General features: G+C 64.2%; 19 protein-coding genes. 9 read left to right on the forward strand and 10 right to left on the reverse strand.

The annotated features are described in order from the left end of the window. Position 1 precedes the first annotated feature (1 nt). From ugpC to EJ068_RS17415, 6 genes are all read right to left on the reverse strand, one after another. Positions 2-1084: a sn-glycerol-3-phosphate ABC transporter ATP-binding protein UgpC gene (gene ugpC, locus EJ068_RS17390; protein ID WP_127251655.1), complete on the reverse strand. Its 1083-nt coding sequence runs from the start codon at positions 1082-1084 to the stop codon at positions 2-4. Between the two features lie 3 nt (positions 1085-1087). After that, positions 1088-2134: an NAD(P)-dependent alcohol dehydrogenase gene (locus EJ068_RS17395; RefSeq protein WP_127251656.1), complete on the reverse strand. Its 1047-nt coding sequence runs from the start codon at positions 2132-2134 to the stop codon at positions 1088-1090. Between the two features lie 14 nt (positions 2135-2148). After that, entirely contained in the window at positions 2149-2976 is an 828-nt protein-coding gene (locus tag EJ068_RS17400) for a carbohydrate ABC transporter permease (protein WP_189341919.1), read from the reverse strand. After that, positions 2973-3839, reverse strand: a complete 867-nt coding sequence (locus EJ068_RS17405; RefSeq protein WP_129554672.1) for a sugar ABC transporter permease — start codon at positions 3837-3839, stop codon at positions 2973-2975. The genes EJ068_RS17400 and EJ068_RS17405 overlap by 4 nt, the downstream gene beginning before the upstream one ends. Before the next feature lie 98 nt (positions 3840-3937). Further along, a complete protein-coding gene (locus EJ068_RS17410) occupies positions 3938-5212 on the reverse strand; it encodes an extracellular solute-binding protein (RefSeq protein WP_127253259.1) in 1275 nt (424 codons plus the stop codon). A 239-nt stretch (positions 5213-5451) separates the two neighbouring features. Beyond that, positions 5452-6369 carry an AraC family transcriptional regulator gene (locus EJ068_RS17415; protein WP_127253263.1) on the reverse strand — a complete coding sequence of 306 codons (918 nt, stop codon included), beginning with the start codon at positions 6367-6369 and terminating at the stop codon, positions 5452-5454. 240 nt (positions 6370-6609) lie between these two features. Between EJ068_RS17415 and EJ068_RS17420 the strand changes: the two genes are divergently transcribed. Beyond that, entirely contained in the window at positions 6610-8013 is a 1404-nt protein-coding gene (locus tag EJ068_RS17420) for an MATE family efflux transporter (protein WP_127253257.1), read from the forward strand. 41 nt (positions 8014-8054) lie between these two features. Here EJ068_RS17420 and EJ068_RS17425 read toward each other — a convergent pair whose 3' ends face one another. The 4 genes from EJ068_RS17425 to speB all read right to left on the reverse strand — a co-directional run bounded on the left by EJ068_RS17425 (position 8055) and on the right by speB (position 11489). Continuing rightward, positions 8055-8702 carry an amino acid ABC transporter permease gene (locus tag EJ068_RS17425; RefSeq protein ID WP_128314607.1) on the reverse strand — a complete coding sequence of 216 codons (648 nt, stop codon included), beginning with the start codon at positions 8700-8702 and terminating at the stop codon, positions 8055-8057. Further along, positions 8699-9367, reverse strand: coding sequence for an amino acid ABC transporter permease (locus tag EJ068_RS17430; protein ID WP_127253253.1), 669 nt, complete (start codon positions 9365-9367; stop codon positions 8699-8701). Before EJ068_RS17430 ends, EJ068_RS17425 begins: the two co-directional genes overlap by 4 nt. Before the next feature lie 134 nt (positions 9368-9501). Continuing rightward, entirely contained in the window at positions 9502-10302 is an 801-nt protein-coding gene (locus EJ068_RS17435) for a transporter substrate-binding domain-containing protein (RefSeq protein WP_127253251.1), read from the reverse strand. A gap of 131 nt (positions 10303-10433) precedes the next feature. Further along, entirely contained in the window at positions 10434-11489 is a 1056-nt protein-coding gene (gene speB / locus EJ068_RS17440; RefSeq protein WP_127253249.1) for an agmatinase, read from the reverse strand. A gap of 215 nt (positions 11490-11704) precedes the next feature. On the opposite strand from speB, the gene gcvA reads away from it, so the two are divergent. From gcvA to EJ068_RS17485, 8 genes are all read left to right on the forward strand, one after another. After that, positions 11705-12679, forward strand: coding sequence for a transcriptional regulator GcvA (gcvA, locus tag EJ068_RS17445; protein WP_127253865.1), 975 nt, complete (start codon positions 11705-11707; stop codon positions 12677-12679). A 198-nt stretch (positions 12680-12877) separates the two neighbouring features. Beyond that, positions 12878-14182 (forward strand): nicotinate phosphoribosyltransferase, encoded by a 1305-nt coding sequence (gene pncB, locus EJ068_RS17450; protein WP_126079981.1) that lies wholly within the window; start codon positions 12878-12880, stop codon positions 14180-14182. Positions 14183-14378: 196 nt separating this feature from the next. Continuing rightward, positions 14379-15818 carry a hypothetical protein gene (locus EJ068_RS17455; protein WP_127386458.1) on the forward strand — a complete coding sequence of 480 codons (1440 nt, stop codon included), beginning with the start codon at positions 14379-14381 and terminating at the stop codon, positions 15816-15818. Positions 15819-15973: 155 nt separating this feature from the next. Further along, the gene (locus EJ068_RS17460) at positions 15974-17278 is read left to right on the forward strand and encodes an ABC transporter substrate-binding protein (protein ID WP_127253467.1); all 1305 of its coding nucleotides are present in this window, start codon (positions 15974-15976) and stop codon (positions 17276-17278) included. Between the two features lie 214 nt (positions 17279-17492). Then, on the forward strand, positions 17493-18374 hold the full coding sequence (locus tag EJ068_RS17470; RefSeq protein ID WP_127253466.1) for a branched-chain amino acid ABC transporter permease: 882 nt from the start codon (positions 17493-17495) through the stop codon (positions 18372-18374). Beyond that, entirely contained in the window at positions 18371-19333 is a 963-nt protein-coding gene (locus EJ068_RS17475; RefSeq protein WP_127253465.1) for a branched-chain amino acid ABC transporter permease, read from the forward strand. The genes EJ068_RS17470 and EJ068_RS17475 overlap by 4 nt, the downstream gene beginning before the upstream one ends. Beyond that, a complete protein-coding gene (locus tag EJ068_RS17480; RefSeq protein ID WP_127253464.1) occupies positions 19330-20058 on the forward strand; it encodes an ABC transporter ATP-binding protein in 729 nt (242 codons plus the stop codon). Before EJ068_RS17475 ends, EJ068_RS17480 begins: the two co-directional genes overlap by 4 nt. After that, complete coding sequence (locus EJ068_RS17485; protein WP_127253463.1) at positions 20051-20779, forward strand: ABC transporter ATP-binding protein; 729 nt, start codon at positions 20051-20053, stop codon at positions 20777-20779. Before EJ068_RS17480 ends, EJ068_RS17485 begins: the two co-directional genes overlap by 8 nt. Positions 20780-20821 lie beyond the last annotated feature (42 nt).

Genomic DNA, 20821 nt, shown 5'->3' on the forward strand with positions numbered 1-20821 from the left:
GTTACCTGCGCAGCGACTTGCCGGTCTCCGCATCGAACAGATGGATGCTCTCTTCATCGAAGCTGTAGCGCACGGGCGCGCGCAACTCCGGGCATTCGCGAGCCGGCACTAGCGCGCTGATCTCTTTGCCGCCCGAGCCGAACGTCACCAGCGCGTCATTGCCATGGAATTCGATGAGGTCGGCGGTGCCTTGCAGGATGTTGCCTGCGCTTCCGTTTGCCGTCTTGAGATCCGGAGGCCGGATGCCGAGCACGACCCGATCGCCGTGCCGCAGGTCGAAAGCGCTGCCTTCAAGCGAGAGCACCGTTCCCGCGCCGGTCAGTGTCCAGCCATCCGCCTTGCGGCCGACCATGGCGTCGATGAAATTCATGTTCGGCGTGCCGATGAAGCCGGCCACGAACTGGTTGCCGGGACGGCGGTAGATCTCGGCCGGCGAGCCGATCTGCTCGATCACGCCGTCCTTCAGAAGCACGATGCGGTCAGCCAGTGTCATCGCTTCCAGCTGGTCATGCGTGACATAGACGGTCGTCGTCTTCAGCGACTGGTGCAGCCTGGCGATCTCGACGCGCATGTGGTTGCGCAGCTTGGCGTCGAGGTTGGACAGCGGCTCGTCGAAGAGAAAGACCTTCGGCGTCTTGATCATGGCGCGCGCGATCGCCACGCGCTGCTGCTGGCCTCCGGACAGCTCGGTCGGCTTGCGGCCGAGATAGGGTTCGAGACCAAGCGTTTTCGCGACGGCCTCGACGCGCTTCTTGATCTCGGCCGCCGGCACCTTCTGCCGCTTCAGTCCGAAGGCGACGTTGTCGAAGATCGTCATATGCGGATAGAGCGCATAGTTCTGGAACACCATGGCGATGCCGCGGTCGCCGGGCTCCAGATCGTTGACCACCTTGCCGCCGATCGACACCTCGCCGCCGCTGATATCCTCCAGCCCGGCGAGCATCCTCAGCAGCGTGGACTTGCCGCAGCCGGACGGCCCCAGGAACACGACGAATTCATGCTCCTCGATCGCGAGGTTGAGATCGCGGATGACGGTCGTGGCGCCATAGGCCTTGTCGACATGGGAGCAAACGATCGCGGACATGCCTTATCCCTTCTCACCGGTCAGCAGGATCTGCAGCTTGACGTCCTGCGGCTTGCCTTGCGCGGCGCGCTCGAACGCCTTGATGCTCTCGGAGAAATCATAGGTGCCGGTGATCAGCGGCTTGAGGTCGACCTTGCCGGAGGCGATGAGCTGCAAGGCGCGGTCGAAGATGTTGGCATAGCGGAACACGGTCTCGATGCGCACTTCCTTGGAAATCGCCGCCGGAACGTTGAGCTCGACCGTCTCCACTGGCAGCCCGACCAGCACGACCGCGCCGCCCGGCCGCACGATGTCGAACAGGTTGGCGAAGGCCTTCGGGCTGCCGCTCGCCTCGAACACGATGTCGGCGCCCCAGTTGTCGGTCGCGCTCGCAACGGCGTCGACCAGCGACTGTTCGCCGATGTTCACCGGCACGATGCCGGGATACTGGCCGGCGATCTCCAGCTTCGGCGCGGAGAAGTCCGAGATCAGTACTTTGGAACATCCGCCCGCCAACGCGGCGAGCGCGATCATGATGCCGATCGGGCCGCAGCCGACGACGACGGCGACGTCGCCGGGCACGATGCGGGCGCGTGCCGCCGCCTGCATGCCGATGGCGAAGGGCTCGACCATCGCGCCTTCGGCGAAGGAGACGTTGTCCGGCAATCTGTAGGTGAAGGCCGCTGGATGCACGGCATAGGGCGCGAGCACCCCATGCACCGGCGGCGTTGCCCAGAAGCGGACGTCCGGGTCGACATTGTAGATGCCGAGCTTCGTCGCGCGCGAGGCAAGGTTCGGCACGCCGGGCTCCATGCAGACGCGGTCGCCGACCTTCAGGCTCGTGACATTGGCGCCGACCTCGACGATCGTGCCCGATGCCTCATGGCCGAGCACCATGGGCTGGCGCACGATATAGCTGCCGATGGCGCCATGGGTGTAGTAATGCACGTCGCTGCCGCAGACGCCGACCGTGTGGATGGCGATCTTGACGTCCTCCGGCCCGACATCTTGCGGCAGCGCGATCTCGCGCAGCGACAGTTCGCCTTTTTTCTCAAGCACCAGTGCCCGCATCGGGTGTCCTCGCTTCAACTTTTCTTTTGCCGGAAAACGGAATTCAGGAAGCCGCTGAGCACGCCGAGGAAGAGCAGCGGCGGCAGCGACAGCAACACCACCGAGGCGTTGAGGATCCCCCAGGGCACGTTCATGCCTTGCTGCGAGAGCTCGGAAGCCACGATCGGCAGCGTCTTGGCGTTGGAGCTCGACAGCATCAGCGCGATCAGGAACTCGTTCCAGACCAGCACGAAGCTGAAGGCGATGGCGCCGATCAGCGAGCGCGCCGCCACGGGAAGCGCGATCCGCCAAAACACCGAATAGGCGCCGTAGCCGTCGACGAAGGCGGCTTCCTCGATCTCCTTCGGCACGCCCTGGAAAGCGGGAATGGCAAGCCACATGATGACGGAGATGGTGAGCAGCGAGTAGGTGACGATCAGCGCCGGCAAAGTGTCGTAGAGTCCGAGCTGCAGCCAGATCACCATCAGCGGGATGGCGACCGCCACCGGCGGCAGGAAGCGCAGCGACAGCACGAAGAACTGGATGTCGCCGGCGAAGCGGTTTGGATATCGCGCCACCGCATAGGCCGCCGGCAGGCCGAGCACGATGCCGATCAGCACCGCCGCGCCGCAGGCGACCGCGGAGTTGTAGAGCCCGGTCAGCACGCTGTCGCGGCCGAGGATGTAGCTGATATTGGCGAGCGTCGGCGTGAAGAACACCTTCGGCACGCGGGTGATGATGTCGACATTGTTCTTCAGCGCGTTGAGCGCCGTCCAGACCAGCGGGAACACGGCCAGGAACCCGGCCAGCGCCAGGACGGCTTTGGCGATCAGGCGGCCCGCTCTCAATCGATATTGCTTCATGCCTGCACCCGCTTCCACAGCATGGTGAAGGTGATGACCGTCGCGATCATCATCAGCACGGCCATGGCCGAAGCGTAGGAGACCTTGCCGGACTCGATGAAGCCTTGCGAGAAGGCGTACATGTCGAGCGTCTCGCTCGCGACGCCCGGCCCGCCGCGCGTCATCACATAGATCAGGTCGAAGGAGCGCAGCGACTCGATCATCTTGACGAACATCAGGCTGATCAGCGGCGCTTTCAGCATCGGCAGGGTGACATAGGCATGGATCTGCCAGCGCCTGGCGTGATCGAGCCGGGCCGCCTCGATCGGCTGCGGCGGCAGGGTTTCGAGGAGCTTCAGCACGATGACGGCGAAGAACAGCCCCCATTGCCAGACATCCACCGATGCCACGGCGAAGAGCGCGGTGCCCGGCTTGGACAGCGGATCGAAGATCAGCCCGCCGGTGATCAGCCGGTAGGGGTAGGTCGCGATGCCATAGAGCGGGTGATAGGCGAACTTCCAGACGAAGGCGGCCGAGACGCGCGGCAAGAGCACCGGGATGATGAACAGAAGGCAATAAAAATTGCGCATACGCGGCGAGGCGACCTCGAACATCAGCACGCCGAGCCCGATCGCTACCACCATCGTCGCGATGACTGTGACGATCTCCCATTTCACCGAGACCCGGACGGCGTTGAGGAAGCGGCGGTCGAGGAAGAGATCGGCGAAGTTCGAGAACCACACCCAGGAATAACCGGTCGTGCTCAGCTCGCGGTTCTGCAGCGCGATGACGATCGCATAGAGCGTCGGCACCATCGACAGCACCAGAAGGATGGCGAGGGTGGGAACCAGAAATGTGACCGGCAGGGAAGAGCGTCGGCGCATGGCCTATCCTCGGGTGTATTTGGGTCGTTGGTAGAGACCGCGGCGCGGATCCCGGCATTCCTTCGAATGCCGTGGACCGTACGCCGCGGGCGGGAGGATTACTTCTTCTTCACCAGATCGTTGGCATAGGCCTCGAGCTCGTTGAGGCCGCCCTTGATGTCGGTCCGCGTGCCGGTGACCAGCTCCTCCAGGATGATGCCCCAGCGGTCGCCGAGATCGGGCCAGCGCGGATCCTGCCAGAAGTTTACCGCGGTCACCTTGCCGGTTTCGGCCAGCGCCTGACCGAGATCGGCGCCGTAGATGTCAGCGAACTCCTTGCTGGAAAGAATGCTGGTGCGGTTCAGCTCGCCGAACTGATGCGCATCGAGCCGGCGCTTCTCGTTCTCCTTCGACGTTGCCCAGGCGATGAACAGGCCGGCGCATTTCTTAGCCGCGTCATCGGAATTGGCCTTGGTGCCGATGGCGAGCCCATGGCCATAGCCGCCGCCCGGCAACGGCGAGGGCGGCGGCAGGAAGCCGACCTTGCCGACCACCTGCGAGGTCTTCGGGTCGACCGCCATGCCCGACAGCGGCGTCGATTCGACGAGGATGGCGACCTGGCCGGACAGGAAGGCGCCGGTCGATTCATCCCAGCTGCCGGTCTGCGTCCCGGGCGCCGAGTCCTTGAACAGCTTGAGATAGGTTTCGGTCGCCTTCACGGCGGCGTCGGAATTGAAAGCCGGCTTGTCGCCGTCGAACCACTTGCCGCCATAGGCCTTGAAGAACGGCATCCAGCGCCAGACATTGGCGCCCGAGCCGCGCGCGCCGCGCAGCGCGATGCCGTACATGCCCTTGTCGGCATTGGTCAGCTTCGGCACGTCGGCGATCAATTCGTCCAGCGTCTTCGGCGGCTGGATGCCGGCGGCTTCCAGCACGTCCTTGCGGTAGACCATCAGGTCGCCGCCGCCGGTGAGCGGCGCGAACCAGACCTTGCCGTCATAGGTGGCGACCTTCTGGCGGCCGGGATCGAAATCGGCGTAGTCGTAGTCGGCCGGGTAATAATCGGTCAGCGGCACGATCCAGCCCGAGGAGGCGAACAGCGCCACATTGGCCTCGTCGACATAGTAGACGTTGTAATTGCCGACGGTAGAGGCATCGGCGCGCGACTTGGCGCGGCGGTCGTTCTCGTTGAGGTAGTCGATCTGGAACGAGGCGCCGGAGAGCTTCTTGAACTCGTCCTTGGAGTCCTCCAGAAGCGTCAGGCCGTCGCGCGGCTGCGCCAGCACCTTGACCGGTGCCGAGCAGACGGGCGCCTGGGCAAGTGCTGCGGTTGACACGGAAGCGGTAAGCACGAACGCTGCGCCGAGGCTGGCAGCGAGCCGGTTTGAATTCATTGGTTTTCTCCTCCAGGAACACTCGCGAAAAGCGGCAGATCCTTGGCTAAGCGACCCTCACCGTCGCCCGTAGGACCTTCCACCCGTCGCCAAAATGAGCAGTTGGAGAGGGCGAGGCTAGAAGCCCCGTTGCAGCAGACCTGTACTTTTATGCATTGTGCGGCGCAAAAGATGGCACGGGCAGAGTCTGCTCGTCACACGAGTATCAGTGCCATCGGAGCATTCGGCTCTCGGCTGTCCTACGCCCTTAGCGTCAGGCGCTGCCGCGACAGCTTGCGATAGGATGACGGCGTCATCTTGTGCTTGCGCAGGAAGGCGCGGTTGAAGTTGGAGATGTTCATGTAGCCGACCTGGAAGCAGATGTCGGTGATCGGGATCTCGGTGTCGGCGAGCAGCTTGCAGGCCTGCCAGAGCCTGAGCTTGGCGAGGTGATCGCTGAAGGAATTGCCGGTGTTCTTCTGGAAGAAGCGCGAAAAACTGCTTTCGCTCATGCCGGCCAATTGAGCCACGTCCGGCAGCTTCAGGTCCTCGGCGAAATGCTGGAACAGGTAGGTCAGCGAGCGCTGGATAATGTCGAGCGATTCCGCGTCGAGCAGCGGGGAGAAGTCCGGCGAAGACAAAAGCTGGTATTCGTCGGTGGTGGCCAGAAGCTCGAGCAACTCGAGGAACATGCGGAACCGCGCCAGCCCATGCACCTCGCCCATCCGTTCCATCAGCTCGGCGCCGTCGAGCGCCGTTCGGCCATGGAAGACCATGCCGCGCAGCGAGCGCTCAAGGAACGGCTCCAGCTCACGCAGTTCCGGCAGCAGCCCGGATGAACCGCGCAGCCGCTCGGGATCGAACTGCAGCACGATATCGCGGCCCTCGATCAGCTCGCCGGGCTGAACCGCCGTCACCCAGTCATGCGGCAGCCCGCCGCCGACGATGGTCAGGTAGCCCGGCCCGAACTCGCCGATATGGTCGCCGACCAGCACCACGCCGGACGATTTCCTGAGCAGGTGGATTTCGTATTCCGGATGGAAATTCCAGACATTGCGTTCCCACGGATAATCGTCCAGCCGCCACAGGAAACTCTCGCTCGCCTCCGTCACGATGTGCTCGAAGGCAGGCGCCGTGCGCGGGATCGCGGCCGTGTTTTTTCTGCGCCTGAACGGCATCATTCCTCCCGGCATGACGCGCCTGCGCATGCCCAGGCCATCCGTAACAGTTCAAGGCCGGCAAATGAAAGAGGCGTCGCTGAATCCCGGCTCCGCCTGGATCAATCGCTAGCCGGGCCTCCTCCCTTGCCAACATGTCGCATTTCGTTCACAAGGCGACGCAAATGGCGCCATTTCGCGCCATTGTTGTGCGGCTTCCGGCCCTTTGGCCGACGCGCCGTGTTCTGAAAGAGCGGAACAATGTCTGCGATCGAAACCGGCGCTCTCGCGCCGGAAAACCTTTGGCGTCAGGAAATCAGGGCGACGATCGCGCTCGCCTGGCCGATGGTGCTGACCAATCTCGGCCAGACCGCCATGACCGCGACCGACGTCATGATGATGGGCCGGCTCGGGCCCGATACGCTCGCCGCGGGCGCGCTGGGCTCCAACCTCTATTTCATGCCGCTGATCTTCGGCCTCGGCCTGATGCTGGCGACCTCGCCGATGATGGCGACCGAGCTCGGCCGCCGCCGCCATTCTGTGCGCGACCTGCGCCGCACCGTGCGCCAGGGCCTGTGGCTGGCGATCCTGATCTCGATCCCGATCTGGATCTTCCTCTCGCATGGCGAAGAGGTTCTTCTGGCCATGGGCCAGAAGCCGGAGCTTGCGCATCAGGCCGGCATCTATCTGCATTGGCTGCAATGGGCGGTGCTGCCCTTCTACGGTTATATCGTGCTGCGTTCCTTCATCTCGGCGCTGGAGCGGCCGGGCTGGGCGCTGATTATCGTTTTCGTCGCGGTCGCCTGCAACGCCTTCTTCAACTGGGTGTTCATGTTCGGCAATCTCGGCGTCAAGTCGATGGGCATTGCCGGCTCCGGCCTCGCCACCACTTTGTCCAGCACGTTGATGTTCGTCGGCCTGGCGGCGGTGGTGATGCTCGAGAAGAAGTTCCGCCGCTACCGTCTGTTCGGCCGTTTCTGGCGCTCCGATTGGCCGCGCTTCCGCGGCCTGCTCAGGCTCGGCATGCCGATCGCCGGCATCCTTGCCTTCGAGGTGACGATCTTCAACGCGGCGGCCCTGCTCATGGGCCTGATCGACGCGGATTCGCTGGCCGCCCATGCCATCGCCATCCAGATCGCCTCGATCTCCTTCATGGTGCCGCTCGGTCTCAACCAGGCGGTCACGGTCCGCGTCGGCCTGGCGCATGGCGCCGGCAATCCGGAAGGCGTTTCGCGCGCCGGTTGGACCGCTTTCGTCATCGGCGTCTCCTTCATGGCGCTGATGGGCCTGGTGATGATTCTGTGGCCGCATCTCCTGATCGGTGCCTTCATCGATCTTGCCGATCCGGCCAATGCCAGGGTGATTACGCTTGCCGTGTCCTTCCTTGGGTTCGCGGCGCTGTTCCAGATTTTCGACGGCGCCCAGGCGGTCGCGGCCGGCATGCTGCGCGGGTTGCACGACACCAAGGTGCCGATGATCTATGCGGCGATCGGCTATTGGGGCGTCGGCCTGCCGCTCGGCGTGCTGCTCGCCTTCCATTTCGGCCTGAACGGCGTCGGCATCTGGATCGGCCTGGCCTCGGGGCTGGCCGTGGTGGCGGCGCTGCTGCTCGCGCGCTGGCTCCGGCGCGACCACATCGCGCCACAGCTCGCCTTCGGGCATTGATCGACAAAGGCTGCCGGTCCGGTCGGCAGCCTTTCGCCGGCTCAGTGCGCCCCTGCGCGCTGCTCCAGCCTCCGTGCGTATTGCGTCAGCGGAAAACACAAGACGAAGAAGATCAGCGCCACCAGCCCGTAGACCTTGAACGGCTCGAAGGTCGCGTTGTTGATGGCGTTGGAGGTTCTGACCAGTTCCTCGAAGCCGATGATCGAGGTCAGCGCCGTCGATTTGATGAGCTGCACCAGGAAGCCGACGGTCGGCGCGCGGGTGATGGCGAACGCCTGCGGCAGGATGATCAGCCGCAGTTCCTGCAGATAATGCAGGCCGAGGCTGGCGCCGGCGTCCCATTGTCCCCTCGGCAGCGCGTCGACGCCGCTGCGCCAGATCTCAGCCAGATAGGCGCTGGCGAAGAAGGTCAGGCCGAGCACCGCCGCCGTCCACGGCTCGATGCGCAGCCCCAGCATCGGCATGCCGAAGAACATCAGGAAGAGCTGCATCAAAAGCGGCGTGCCCTGGAACAGCGCGATGTAACCCGAAGCGAACCGCTTGATCCATTTGTTCCGGGCGATTCGGAAGAACAGCACCACCAACCCGACCAGCGCGCCGCCGATGAAGGCGGCGAGCGACAAAAGCACCGTCCAGCGCGCGGCGAGCAAGAGGTTGCGCACGATGTCCCAGAGAGTGAACTCGATCATGACACGCCGGCTCCGAGAACGCGACGGCCGCCGCTGACCAGCAGCCGGCGCAGCCCCATCGATAGGCCGAGATAGACCAGCGTCACGACGAAATAGGTCTCGAAGGCGCGGAAAGTGCGGGCTTGCAGCATATCGGCCTCATAGGTCAGCTCGCGCACCGCGATCTGCGAGACAACCGCCGATTCCAGCATCATGATGACGATCTGGCTGGTCAGCGCCGGATAGATCACCTTCAGCGCCTGTGGCAGCACGATCTTGACGAACACCTGGCGTGGCCGCAGCCCGAGCGCCAGTGCCGCTTCGGTCTGCCCGCGTGGTACGGCGTCGAGCCCGGCGCCGACGATTTCAATCGTGTAGGCCGCCATGTTGAGCGTCATCGCCAGCATCGCGGCCAGGATCGGATCCAGCCTTATGCCAAGGCTGGGCAGCCCGAAGAAGATGAAGAAGAGCTGCACCAGGAACGGCGTGTTGCGCATCACCTCGACATAGATGCCGATCGTCGCCCGAAGCGGCTTCGGGCCGTTTCTTTTGCCGGCGGCGCCCAGGATGCTGAGGAACGTGCCGGCGAACGTCGTGACGACGATCAGAAGCAGCGTCATCGCCGCGCCGCGCGCGATCACGCCCGCCGCACCCGCAAGCCAGCCGAAGTCGAGGCTGTAGCCCATGGCGATTGACCTTGTTGAAGGTGCCTGACCCAGAGCAATCCCAGGAAAAGTGTGAAGCGGTTTTCCGTTCGGAATTGCGTGAAAACAAAAGGGAGAGCGGCTCGGCTCCTGTTACGGCGCCGAACCGATCGGCATCAATCCTTGAGATTGTCGGGGTTGAGCGGCGTCTTCAGCCAGGCCTTCGAGCTCTCATCCAGCTTGCCGTCGGCGAGCATCTTGGCCACAGCGTCGTTCACCGCCTTCTTCAGCCGGTCCTCGTTCTTGTTGAGGCCGATATGCGAGGGCGAGGTAAGCAGCTGGAACTTCTGCTCCGGCTGCAGCGCGTCCTGCTTGGCCAGCACCTGAGCGCCGACATCGTTGCCGACTACCATCAGCTGCGTCTGGCCGGAGATGAAGGCCTGGATGACGGAATTGTAGTTGTCGAAGCGGCGGATATCGGCGGAAGCGGGCGCCGCTTCCGTCAACGAAGTATCTTCCAGCGTGCCGCGGTTGACGGCGATCGACTTGTCGGCGAGGTCTTCCTTGCCCTTCACCGCCGTTGCTTTCGGTCCGATGACGGCGATGTAATAGGGCGCGTAGGCGGCGGCGAAGTCGATCACCTGCTCGCGCTCCTTGGAGTAGCCGACGCTCATCAGGATATCGACGCGCTTGTCGGTGAGATACGGGATGCGGTTCTGGCCGGTGACGCTGACCAGGTTGAGCTTCACCTTGAGCGAATCGGCGATCGCCTGCGCGACGTCGATGTCATAGCCCTTGATGCTCATATCGGCGCTGGCCGAGGAGAAGGGCGGGAAGTCCGAGAAGATCCCCACATTGATTGCGCCAGCCTTGGTGATGTCGTCGACGGCGTCGGCCTTGGCCTGGGTGGCGAGACCGGCAGCGCCGAGCATCATGGCTGCCGCGATGGCGGTTTTCAGTGCATTGCAAAGAGTCATGGTTATTCCCCTGCTGGAAGCTTGTTGTTGAAACCGGCCGCCGGCTCCAGCGCGGCGGCCGTATTGGCTAAGCAATTCCAGGAAAAGTGTGACGCGGTTTTCCGTCCGGAATTGCGTGAAATTAAGAAGTCTTAGCCCTTCTTGATCGCCGGGCTGAACACCATGAGGCTCAGGATCTCGAAAAGCACCTGCGCGCCGACATGGGCGGTGTTGGTGGTGGAGTCGTATTGCGGCGCCACCTCGACGACGTCGCCGCCGACGATGTTGAGGCCCTTCAGGCCGCGCAGCAGCTCCAGCACCTCGCGCGTCGTCAGCCCGCCGACTTCCGGCGTGCCGGTGCCCGGCGCGAAGGCCGGGTCGATGCTGTCGACGTCGAAGGAGATGTAGGTCGGGCCATCGCCGACGATTTGGCGCGCCTTCTCGATGATGGCCGGGATGCCGAGGCCGGTCACCTCCTCGGCATGCACGACCGTCATGCCGGACTCGTAGGTGAACTCCCACAGATATTCGGCCGAGCCGCGGATGCCGATCTGGATCGTTCGCGACGGATCGAGCACGCCGTCCAGCACCGCGTTGCGGAACGGTCCGCCATGGTGGAACTTGGTCATGTCGAACAGCCCGCTGGTGTCGCAATGGGCGTCGATATGGATCATGCCGACCGGCGCCTTCTTGCCGACCGCCTTCAGGATCGGATGGCTGATCGAGTGGTCGCCGCCGACCGAGAGCGGCAGCACGCCGGCATCGACGATCTGGTTGGTGCGCTTTTCGATGTCCTCGTGGCTGATCTCCAGCCGGTAGCGGCTGCGGAACGGCGTGTCGCCGATATCGGCGACGCGCAGCTCATGCGTCGGCGCGCATTCCAGCACATGATTGTATGGCCCGATGCGTTCGATGGCGCGCAGCGCGCGTGGCCCGAAGCGGGAGCCGGGCCGATTGGTGACGCCGAGATCCATCGGCACGCCGATCATCGCCACCTGCAGGTCGCCGAAATCCGGGTTCTCGGCGGCGATCTCGCGATATGGCGCGGCGAGGAAGGTCGGGATGCCGGAATAGGGGGCAAGCCGCGTGCCCGACTTGTTGAAGATCTTGTCGGCGACCTTGCGGAATTTCGGGTCGAACATCTCGCCGCCATGGCTCTCGCCATATTTGCGGCGCAACGCTTCGAGCTTGCCGCGATCGTAACCCATGTCCGGTCCTCCTGTGCTTGCCGCCCGCACGGACGATTTGCCAGGCCAGCCACGGATCCAGCCCCTTGCCGGCTGGATCGTTGCTCGCTGTCCTTGCGGATTCCACGTCTCTTGAAGCTGTTCCGGGCAAAAGTGTCGGGCAGCGGCATTGAAAAATCAATTGATATTGTTAGGGTCTTGATTGTGAGAAAATCTCACAACGTAGGAGCCCTCCCATGGCCAAGCGCCTGCCGCCGCTGAACCCGCTGCGCGCCTTCGAGGCCACGGCGCGGCACGCCTCGCTGACCAAGGCGGCGGGTGAGCTCAATGTCACGCATGGCGCCGTCAGCCACCAGATCAAGGCGCTCGAGCAATCGCTCGGCGTGAAACTCTTCGAGCGCACCGGCCGGCGGGTGAAGCTGACGCCGCATGGCGCCGAATTCCTGCCGGCGGTTTCGACTGCCTTTGAAGGCATCGCCGCCGCCACGCAGCGCATGACGCGGCCGGCGAGTGCCGGCACGCTGTCGGTGTCCTGTGTGCCGGCGCTTCTGCTGCTTTGGATGACGCCACGGCTCGGCTCCTTCACGGCGCAATATCCCGACATCCAGCTGACGCTGATCCCGTCCAACGATCCCAAGGACATCCGCGCCGGGGATATCGACGTCTGCGTGCATTATGGCGACGGTGGCTGGAGCGACTGCTGGATACGCAAATGGTCCGGGCTGGAATTGTTTCCCGTGGTCAGCCCGACGGTGATCAACAACCGGCCGATCCGCAGCGTCCGCGACCTCGCCGATCACGTCTTCCTGCATGGCGACGATGGCCGTGAATGGCACACCTGGCTGGCCGCCGCCGATGCGCTCGATCTCGAGCGCGGCCGCCGCCACCGTCTGGGCGATGCGCGCATGGCGACGGAGGCCGCCGTGCATGGCCACGGTGTCGCGCTCGGCGACTCGGTGACTGCGCGCGCCTTGCTTGCCAGGGGCATGCTCGTCGCGCCCTTCACGCTCTCGGTGCCGGCGGTCGACGATTTCTACGTCGTCTGCCGCAACGAGATGCGATCGGCGCCGATCGTCCAGCTGTTCATCGACTGGCTGTTCGCGGAGAAGGAGCAGGACGAGGCCCGCGCCGATGCCCCCGTGGCCGGCCGCGTGCCGAGCCGCAGGAAACGTCCCGCGCTGAAGGTTATCGGCGCCAGGGCCCTGTCCTGACGGCTGGACTTGCATAGCCGCTTTTTGTCGGGCCAGCTTGCAAAGCGGGGAGCGCGTTCGAAAATACAATGCTAAGAGGCAGTTGGCTGAGGCATTCCAGGAAAACCGCGCGACGGTCTTCCAAGCGGAGTTGCTCGAACAAGGACTTGAAGCTTGGCGCCCGCGTTTGAGTGCGTCGTGCTTCATGGGTGAGGAAGCATGGCAAAGACTGACATAGCGCGGCGCGTCTACAACCACACCTGGAAGCTGGACCCGATCGTCCGCAGCCTGCTGGACACCGATTTCTACAAGCTTCTGATGCTGCAGATGATCTGGGGCATGTATCCCAAGGTCGACGCCACCTTCACCTTGATCAACCGCACGACCTCGGTGCGCTTGGCCGACGAGATCGACGAAGGAGAATTGCGCGAGCAGCTCGACCATGCCCGCACGCTTCGCTTTTCGAAAAAGGAGATGATCTGGCTGGGCGGCAACACTTTTTACGGCCGCAAACAGATCTTCGAGCCGGAATTCCTCGCATGGCTAGAGGATTTCCGCTTGCCCGCCTACGAGCTGTCGCGGCGCGACGGCCAGTACGTGCTCTCCTTCCCCGGCCCCTGGATGTACACCACGCTCTGGGAAATCCCGGCTTTGGCCATCATCAACGAGCTGCGTTCCCGCGCGGCGATGCGTTCCTTCGGCCCCTTCGCGCTCGATGTGCTCTATGCTCGCGCCAAGGCCAAGATGTGGGCCAAGACCGAGCGGCTGAAGGCGCTGCCTGGCATCCGCATTTCCGACTTCGGCACAAGACGCCGTCACTCTTTCCTTTGGCAGCGTTGGTGCGTCGAGGCGTTGAAGGAAGGCATCGGTGATGCCTTCACCGGCACCTCCAACGTGCTTCTGGCCATGGACAACGACCTCGAGGCTTTGGGTACCAACGCCCATGAACTGCCGATGGTGTTTGGGGCTCTTGCCAACTCCGAGGAGGAGTTGCGGCAGTCGCCCTACAAGGTGCTGCAGGACTGGCAGCGCTATTATGGCGGCAATCTCCTGATCGTGCTGCCCGACGCCTTCGGCACGGACTCCTTCCTGCGCGAGGCGCCGGACTGGGTCGCCGACTGGACCGGCTTCCGCCCTGACAGCGCGCCGCCGATCGAGGGCGGCGAGAAGATCATCGACTGGTGGCGCAAGAGGGGCAAGGACCCCAAGCAGAAGCTGCTAATCTTCTCCGACGGCCTTGAGGTCGAGACCATTGAGGAGACCTACAGGCACTTCCGCGGCAAGGTGCGCATGTCCTTCGGCTGGGGCACCAACCTCACCAATGATTTCGAAGGCTGCGCCCCGACGGAGACTGACAGCCTCGACGCGATCTCGCTGGTCTGCAAGGTGACGGAAGCCAATGGACGGCCGGCGGTGAAGCTGTCGGACAATCCCGCCAAGGCGACAGGGGATGAGAAGGAAATCAAGCGGTATCTGCGCATCTTTGGCGAGAAGGGCAGGGTGGAGCAGTTGGTGAAGGTGTAGAGGGCGGCTCCCTGTGGCATCGTCGAGCGGTCCTGCGAGGCTGGATAGGTCGAGTTCCTTCGCCCCCCTCTCTGTCCTGCCGGACATCTCCCCCTCAAGGGGGGAGATTAAGCTTGTGTCTCCGCTTTCGCCAACCTTCGACGTTGCGAAGGAAGAACCGGCGCTGAAACTGCTAATCTCCCCCCTTGAGGGGGAGATGTCCGGCAGGACAGAGAGGGGGGCCGTAGAACGCCGTCGCCGCAGGTTAGCCTTCTCTCTCGCTTTCCCCGCTGCTCTCCCCACCCCCGCATTCGCCCACGCCTCCGATCGCGGTCACGTCCTGCTTCTCCCGACCGGCTACTACATCGCCGGCGGCGCGCTGGCCGTGGCCGTCAGCTTCCTCGTCCTGGCGCTGCTGCCGCCCGCCGCCCTCGACCGCTTCTGGCGCCGGCGCTTGCCCATGCTCACCTTCGGCGATGCTCCGCGCACCCTCTTCGGCTTGATTTCCTTTGCCGGCTTCATACTTCTCGTCGCCGCCGGCTTTCTCGGCAGCCGCGATCCGCTCTCCAACCCGCTGCCGCTGGTGATCTGGACGCTGCTCTGGGCAGGCTTCACGCTGCTGCAGGGCTTGCTCGGCGATCTCTGGGTATGGCTCAACCCATGGTACGTGCCGTGGCGTGTCGCCTCTCGCGTCTTCGGCCTTCCTGCGGACGATGCAAACCGATCGCGCCTGCCCAACTGGCTCGGCTACTGGCCGGCCTTCGTGCTGTTCTTAGCCTTCGCCTGGTTCGAGCTGATCGATCCCGCCCCCGACGATCCGGCCCGCCTCGCCTTTGCCGCCGGCCTCTACTGGCTGGCGAGCTTCATCGCCATGCTCACCTTCGGCTGCGACGCCTGGAGCAAGCGCGGCGAGTTCCTGACCGTTTTTTTCTCGATGGTCGGCCGCTTCGCGCCATTCGAGCGTGACGAAGGCCGGCTGAAACTCTGCTGGCCGGGCGCCAAATTACTCGCCGCGGAGCCACTGCCGCCAAGCGGCACGGCTTTCCTCCTGCTGGCGCTGTCGTCGGTGTCCTTCGACGGCCTGTCGAAAACCTTCTTCTGGCTCGGCCTGTTCGGTGTCAATCCGCTGGAATATCCCGGCCGCACCGCGCTGATCGGCATCGGCAGTTTTGGCTTGGTGCTCACCTTCGCCTTGCTGGCGGCGGTGTTCGCCCTGGCCGTCTTTCTCGGCCAGCGCCTCGCCGGCGACAAACATTCTTTCGGCGACGCGGCCGGCCTGCTGGTCTGGTCGATCGTGCCGATCGCGCTTGCCTATCACATCGCGCATTACCTCGCGGTGCTGCTGGTCGACGGCCAGTATGCGCTGGTCGCGCTCTCCGACCCGTTCGCGCTCGGCTGGGACCTGTTCGGCACCGCCAATAGGATGGTCGAGGCCGGCGTCGTCGCCGGCGCCGAGTCGGCCTGGTGGCTCTGGAATCTGCAGGCCGGCGTCATCATCGGCGGCCATGTGCTGGCCGTGCTCGTCGCGCATGGCCTTGCCTGGCGTCTCTACAAACAGCCGTCGCGCGCAGCGCTCAGTCAATTGCCACTCACCTTGCTGATGATCGCCTACACGATCTTCGGGCTTTGGTTGCTTGCCACGCCGACCGCCGGATGACACAAAGCGTGCCAACGATGCCGTCGGGTAAAGCTCGCTTGCCATGCCAAAGCTTTGGTGATTTAGTTTGTACACATGCAATTTTTCCATCCTTCGGAACGGGATGGATTAGCCGCCTTATCGCTGGTCAAGACTGAAAAAACAGGGGAACCGACATGGCTGACAAGAACGGATTTTTCGATCTCTCCAAGACGACGCTGTCGCGCCGCACCGCGCTGAAGGGCATCGCCGCCGGCGCGGGCCTTGCGCTGGCGCCCGGCTTCGTCCGCTACAGCCAGGCGCAGAGCTCGGCGCCGATCAAGATCGGCTTCCAGTCGCACCGCACCGGCATCGGGGCCGCCTATGGCCGCTGGTACGAGAAGACAAGTGCTGCCGCCGTCAAGGCGATCAACGACGCCGGCGGCATCAGCGGCCGCAAGGTCGAGCTGGTGATCGAGGACGACGGCACCGATCCGGCGCGCGGCGCCGAGGTGGTCAACAAATTCGCCAAGCAGCACAAGACCGATATCGTCTTCGGCACCTTGTTCTCGCATGTGGTGATCGGCTCGGCGCCCGCCGCCGGCGAGAACAAGATCCCCTATTTCGTGGTCAGCGAAGGCCATCACGTCGCCTCGACCAAACTCAACCGCTACGTCTTCCAGCCCGGCATCACCGACGTGAAGAGCCAGATCCAGTCCATGGCGCCGTGGATCGCGGCGAACGCCGGCAAGAAGGTGACGCAGATCTTCCCCGACTTCGCCTTCGGCTACGACCATCGCGACTACCTGCCGCCGGCGCTGAAGGCGCAAGGCGCCGACGTCATCGCCCAGATCGCCATCCCGCCGACGGAATCGTCCTTCACCAAATACTTCCCGCAGATCCCGGCCGAGACCGAGGTGATCTACCACGTCATGGTCGGCCCTGCGGTGCTCACCTTCGTCAAGGAGCTCGGCGAGTTCTACGGTTCGCAAAGGCCGCAGCTTTTCGGCTTCATGGATTCGCTCGAGGCCGTCGACATCAACAGCCCCGGCCTCGAATTCCTCGACGGCAGCCATTTCTGGGAAGGCTCGCCGCGCTACGCGCAGCCCGATGATTCCGCCGCGCAGAAAGCCTACCGCGCCGCCGTCGGCATCGACGACAATGGCGCCGCGGTCGGCGATCCCAAGGACATCTCCACCGCCTCGCACATGTTCGGCTGCTGGGAAACGCTCTACGTCGTCAAGAAGGCGATGGAAGATGCCGGCTACAAGGGACCGGTGGACCGCGCCAAGCTGGTCGAGGCGACCGAGGCGCTGAAGGAATTCGCCGAGGGACCGGAACATCCGCAGGGCCCGAAGACCTTCAACGGCAAGATCCACCAGTGTTTCGGCATCCAGAACATCTCCAAGGTCGAAGGCGGCAAGCTCAAGGTCGTGCACAAGACCAAGATCGAGGACGGCCTCTACGAGCCGGAAGGGGATTACACGACGCAGGCGCTGTAGGTTCATTCCAACCAGCGTGAGCGCCCAGGCCCCCCTCTCTGTCCTGCCGGACATCTCCCCCTTAAGGGGGGAGATCAGCTGTTATTTCCGCTTTCGCCAATCGCTCAGGCCGGCAGGTAGGCGCCTTCGCAGGAACTGCCAATCTCCCCCCTTGAGGGGAAGATGCCCGGCAGGGCAGAGAGGGGGGTCTCGCGCCTCCGTTGGCAAATAATCCATGCATTTCGGACCCCATCTCCTCCTCGCCGCCCTTGAAGGCCTGGTCACCTCCGCCGTGCTGGCGCTGACCGCGCTCGGCCTGTCGCTGGTGTTCGGCGTCATGCGCATCGTCAATGTCGCACACGGCGAGTTCTTCATGCTGGGCGCGGTGCTCGCCTGGGCCGTCTCGACGGCGATTTCCGGCCATCCGGCGGTAGGTTTCGTCGCAGCACTCGTGATCGCGCCCTTGCTCGTCGGGCTGGTCGCGTTCCTCGCCGAATGGCTGGTGCTGCGGCGGCTGAACTACAACCCCGAAAGCACCATCGTCGCCACCATCGGCATGCTCTACATCATCCAGCAACTGGCGCTCACCTTCTACGGTCCAGAGGCGCGCCCGGTCGAGCCTCCCTTCAGCTACCGTATCCTTCTGCCGTGGTTCGGTTATTCCGGCTACAAGCTGTCGGTGGTCGCCGCTTCCGCCATCCTGCTCGTCATCACCTGGCTGGTGCTGACGCGTACGAAGATCGGACTGATCATGCGCGCCACCCAATATGATCGCGAGACGGCGCAGGCCTTCGGCATTCCGGTCGAGCGCGTCTATGCCGGCGTCTTCGCCATAGGCGCCATGCTGGCGGCGATCGCCGCGGTGCTGATCGTGCCGATCAGCCAGGCGCATTATCTGATGGGGCAGGACCCGCTGCTGCTCTCCTTCATCGTCGTCATCATCGGCGGCCTCGGCTCGCTGCGCGGCACCGTCGTCGCCGCCATCCTGATCGGCCTCTCCGACGGCATCATCTCGATGTTCTTCTCGCCGACGCTCGCCAAGATCATCGCCACGCTGGTGGTCGCAATGGTGCTGGTGTTCCGGCCGCAGGGCCTGTTCGGAACCGCGCCGCGATGAGGGATGCTTCGCCGGCAAAGACCTATGCCCTGCATATCGGCGTCATCGCGCTTCTCTTCGCGCTGAACTTCATCCTGCCGGATTACCATCAGGGCCTGTTTGCCCGCATCATGGCGCTGGCGGTCTTTGCCATGGGCTACAATCTGCTCTTCGGCTATGTCGGCCTGCTCAGCCTCGGCCACGCCATGTTCTTCTCGGCCGGCCTCTATGGCGCGGGCTTGACCGTCTACCACCTCGGCTGGGGCGTGCCGGAAGCCTTCCTTGCCGGCGTCGCTTGCGGCGCGCTGCTCGCCCTGGTTATCGGCCTGCTGGCGCTGCGCACCTCGGGCGTGGCGTTCATGATCGTCACCATGATGTTCGCTCAGGTCTTCTATCTGCTCATCCTCTATTTCGCCGCCTGGACCGGCGGCGACCAGGGGCTGGTCATCCAGCAGGCATCGCGGGTGATTTCGATCGGCGGCGCATCCCTCGACCTGACCAACCCGACGGTGCGCTACATGGGCGCGTTGGCGCTGTTCTCGGTCGCGCTGCTCATCACGCTTGCCCTTGTCCGCTCCCGCTTCGGCCGCGTGCTGGTCGCCATCCGAGAGAACGAAGAGCGCACGAAGATGCTCGGCTATGACACGGTCGCCAACAAGCTCATCTCTGTCGTCGCCTCCGGCGCCATCTGCGCTGCGTCGGGCGCCGCTTATGCGCTGCTGTTCGGCTATGTCGGCTCGAATTTCGCGTCGATCCAGTATTCGATTCTGCCGCTGCTCTGGGTGCTGCTCGGCGGCGCCGCGACCACGCTCGGACCGCTCATCGGCACGCTGTTCATGTATTATGTCACTGACATCACCAGCGGCTTCACCTCGGCCTATCTGCTGATTGTCGGCGTGGCGCTCATCCTGCTCGTCCTGTTTGCCCCGAAGGGCATCATGGGCAGCATCCGCGAGCGCTGGCTGGGGTGGCTGCCATGACGCCGCTGCTCACCACCAAAGGCCTGTCACGCAACTTCGGCGGCCTGCGCGCCGTCGACGGCGTCGACTTCGCGCTGATGCCGGGCGAGATTCGCGCCGTCATCGGCCCGAACGGCGCCGGCAAGACGACTTTCGTCAGCCTGCTCTCGGGCCGCATCCGGCCATCGTCGGGTGCCGTTGTCTTCGACGGCGTCGACATCACCGCCATGCCGGCCTACCAACGGGTCAGGCTCGGCGTCGCCTACACGTTCCAGATCACCAGCGTCTTCGCCAACCTCACGGTCTTCGACAATGTCGCGCTGCCGGTGCAACGCACGCTGACCGACGGCCGCACCAAGGGGCAGGTCAGGACCGGCGTCATGGCGGCGCTGGAGCGCACCGGACTTGCCGAGCGCGCCGGCACGCTGGCCGCGCACCTTTCCTACGGCCATCAGCGTCTGCTCGAAGTGGCGATGGGCCTGGCGCTGAAGCCGCGTTTGCTGATCCTCGATGAGCCGACACAGGGCCTGGCCGACAGCGAGATCGACAATTTCATCACGCTGGTGCGCGGGATCGCCAGGGACGCGACGGTTCTTCTGATCGAGCACAACATGCCGGTCGTCATGGGACTCGCCGACCGCATCACTGTCTTCAATTCGGGCAAGATTCTCGCCGAAGGCACGCCGGGTGAGATCCGCGCCAACACGCAAGTCCAGGACGCCTATCTCGGAGCGACCCATGGCTGACTCCGTTGGAACCAATGACGGATTGCTCACCATTGCCGGCCTCGATTGCTTCTATGGCGAGGTGCAGGTGCTCTACGGTCTCGACCTGGCCTTGAACAAGGGCGAGGTGCTGTGCCTGTTTGGCCGCAACGGCGCCGGCAAGACGACGACGCTGAAGGCGATCATGGGTCTGGTGCCTGCTGCGGCGGGTTCGATCAGGCTGGACGGCAAGGAGCTGACCGGGCTCGCCGCGCATGACGTGCCCAAGGCCGGCGTTGCCTATGTGCCGCAGGGCAGGCGCCTGTTCGCCGAGATGACGGTGGCGGAAAACATCGAGATCGGCCTCATGGCGCGGGGTAAGGGCAAGCAGACGCGCGAGAACGTCCTCGATCTCTTCCCGCTGCTACGCGAGCGGCTGAAGCAGCGATCCGGCACGCTCTCCGGTGGCGAGCAGCAGATGCTGGCCATGGCCCGCGCGCTCTGCCTGGAGCCCCAAGTGCTGTTGCTGGACGAGCCGACCGAAGGCTTGATGCCGTCGATGATCGCCAGGATCCGCGAGACCGTGGCCAAGCTGCGCGAGCTCGGCGTTTCCACCATCCTGGTCGAGCAGCGCGTCGATGCCGTGCTCTCGGTCGCCGACCGGGTTTGCTTCATCGAGAACGGCCGCAACCGCGAGACGGTGGACGTCGAGGCATTGCGGGCCGATCCCTCGGCGGTGCGGCGGTACGTGGGGGTGGGCTGAGGATTACCCTCCCCCTTTGTGGGGAGGGTCGCTGCGAAGCAG

Origin of the sequence: Mesorhizobium sp. M2A.F.Ca.ET.043.02.1.1, from assembly GCF_003952405.1 — a bacterium.
GTDB lineage: Bacteria > Pseudomonadota > Alphaproteobacteria > Rhizobiales > Rhizobiaceae > Mesorhizobium.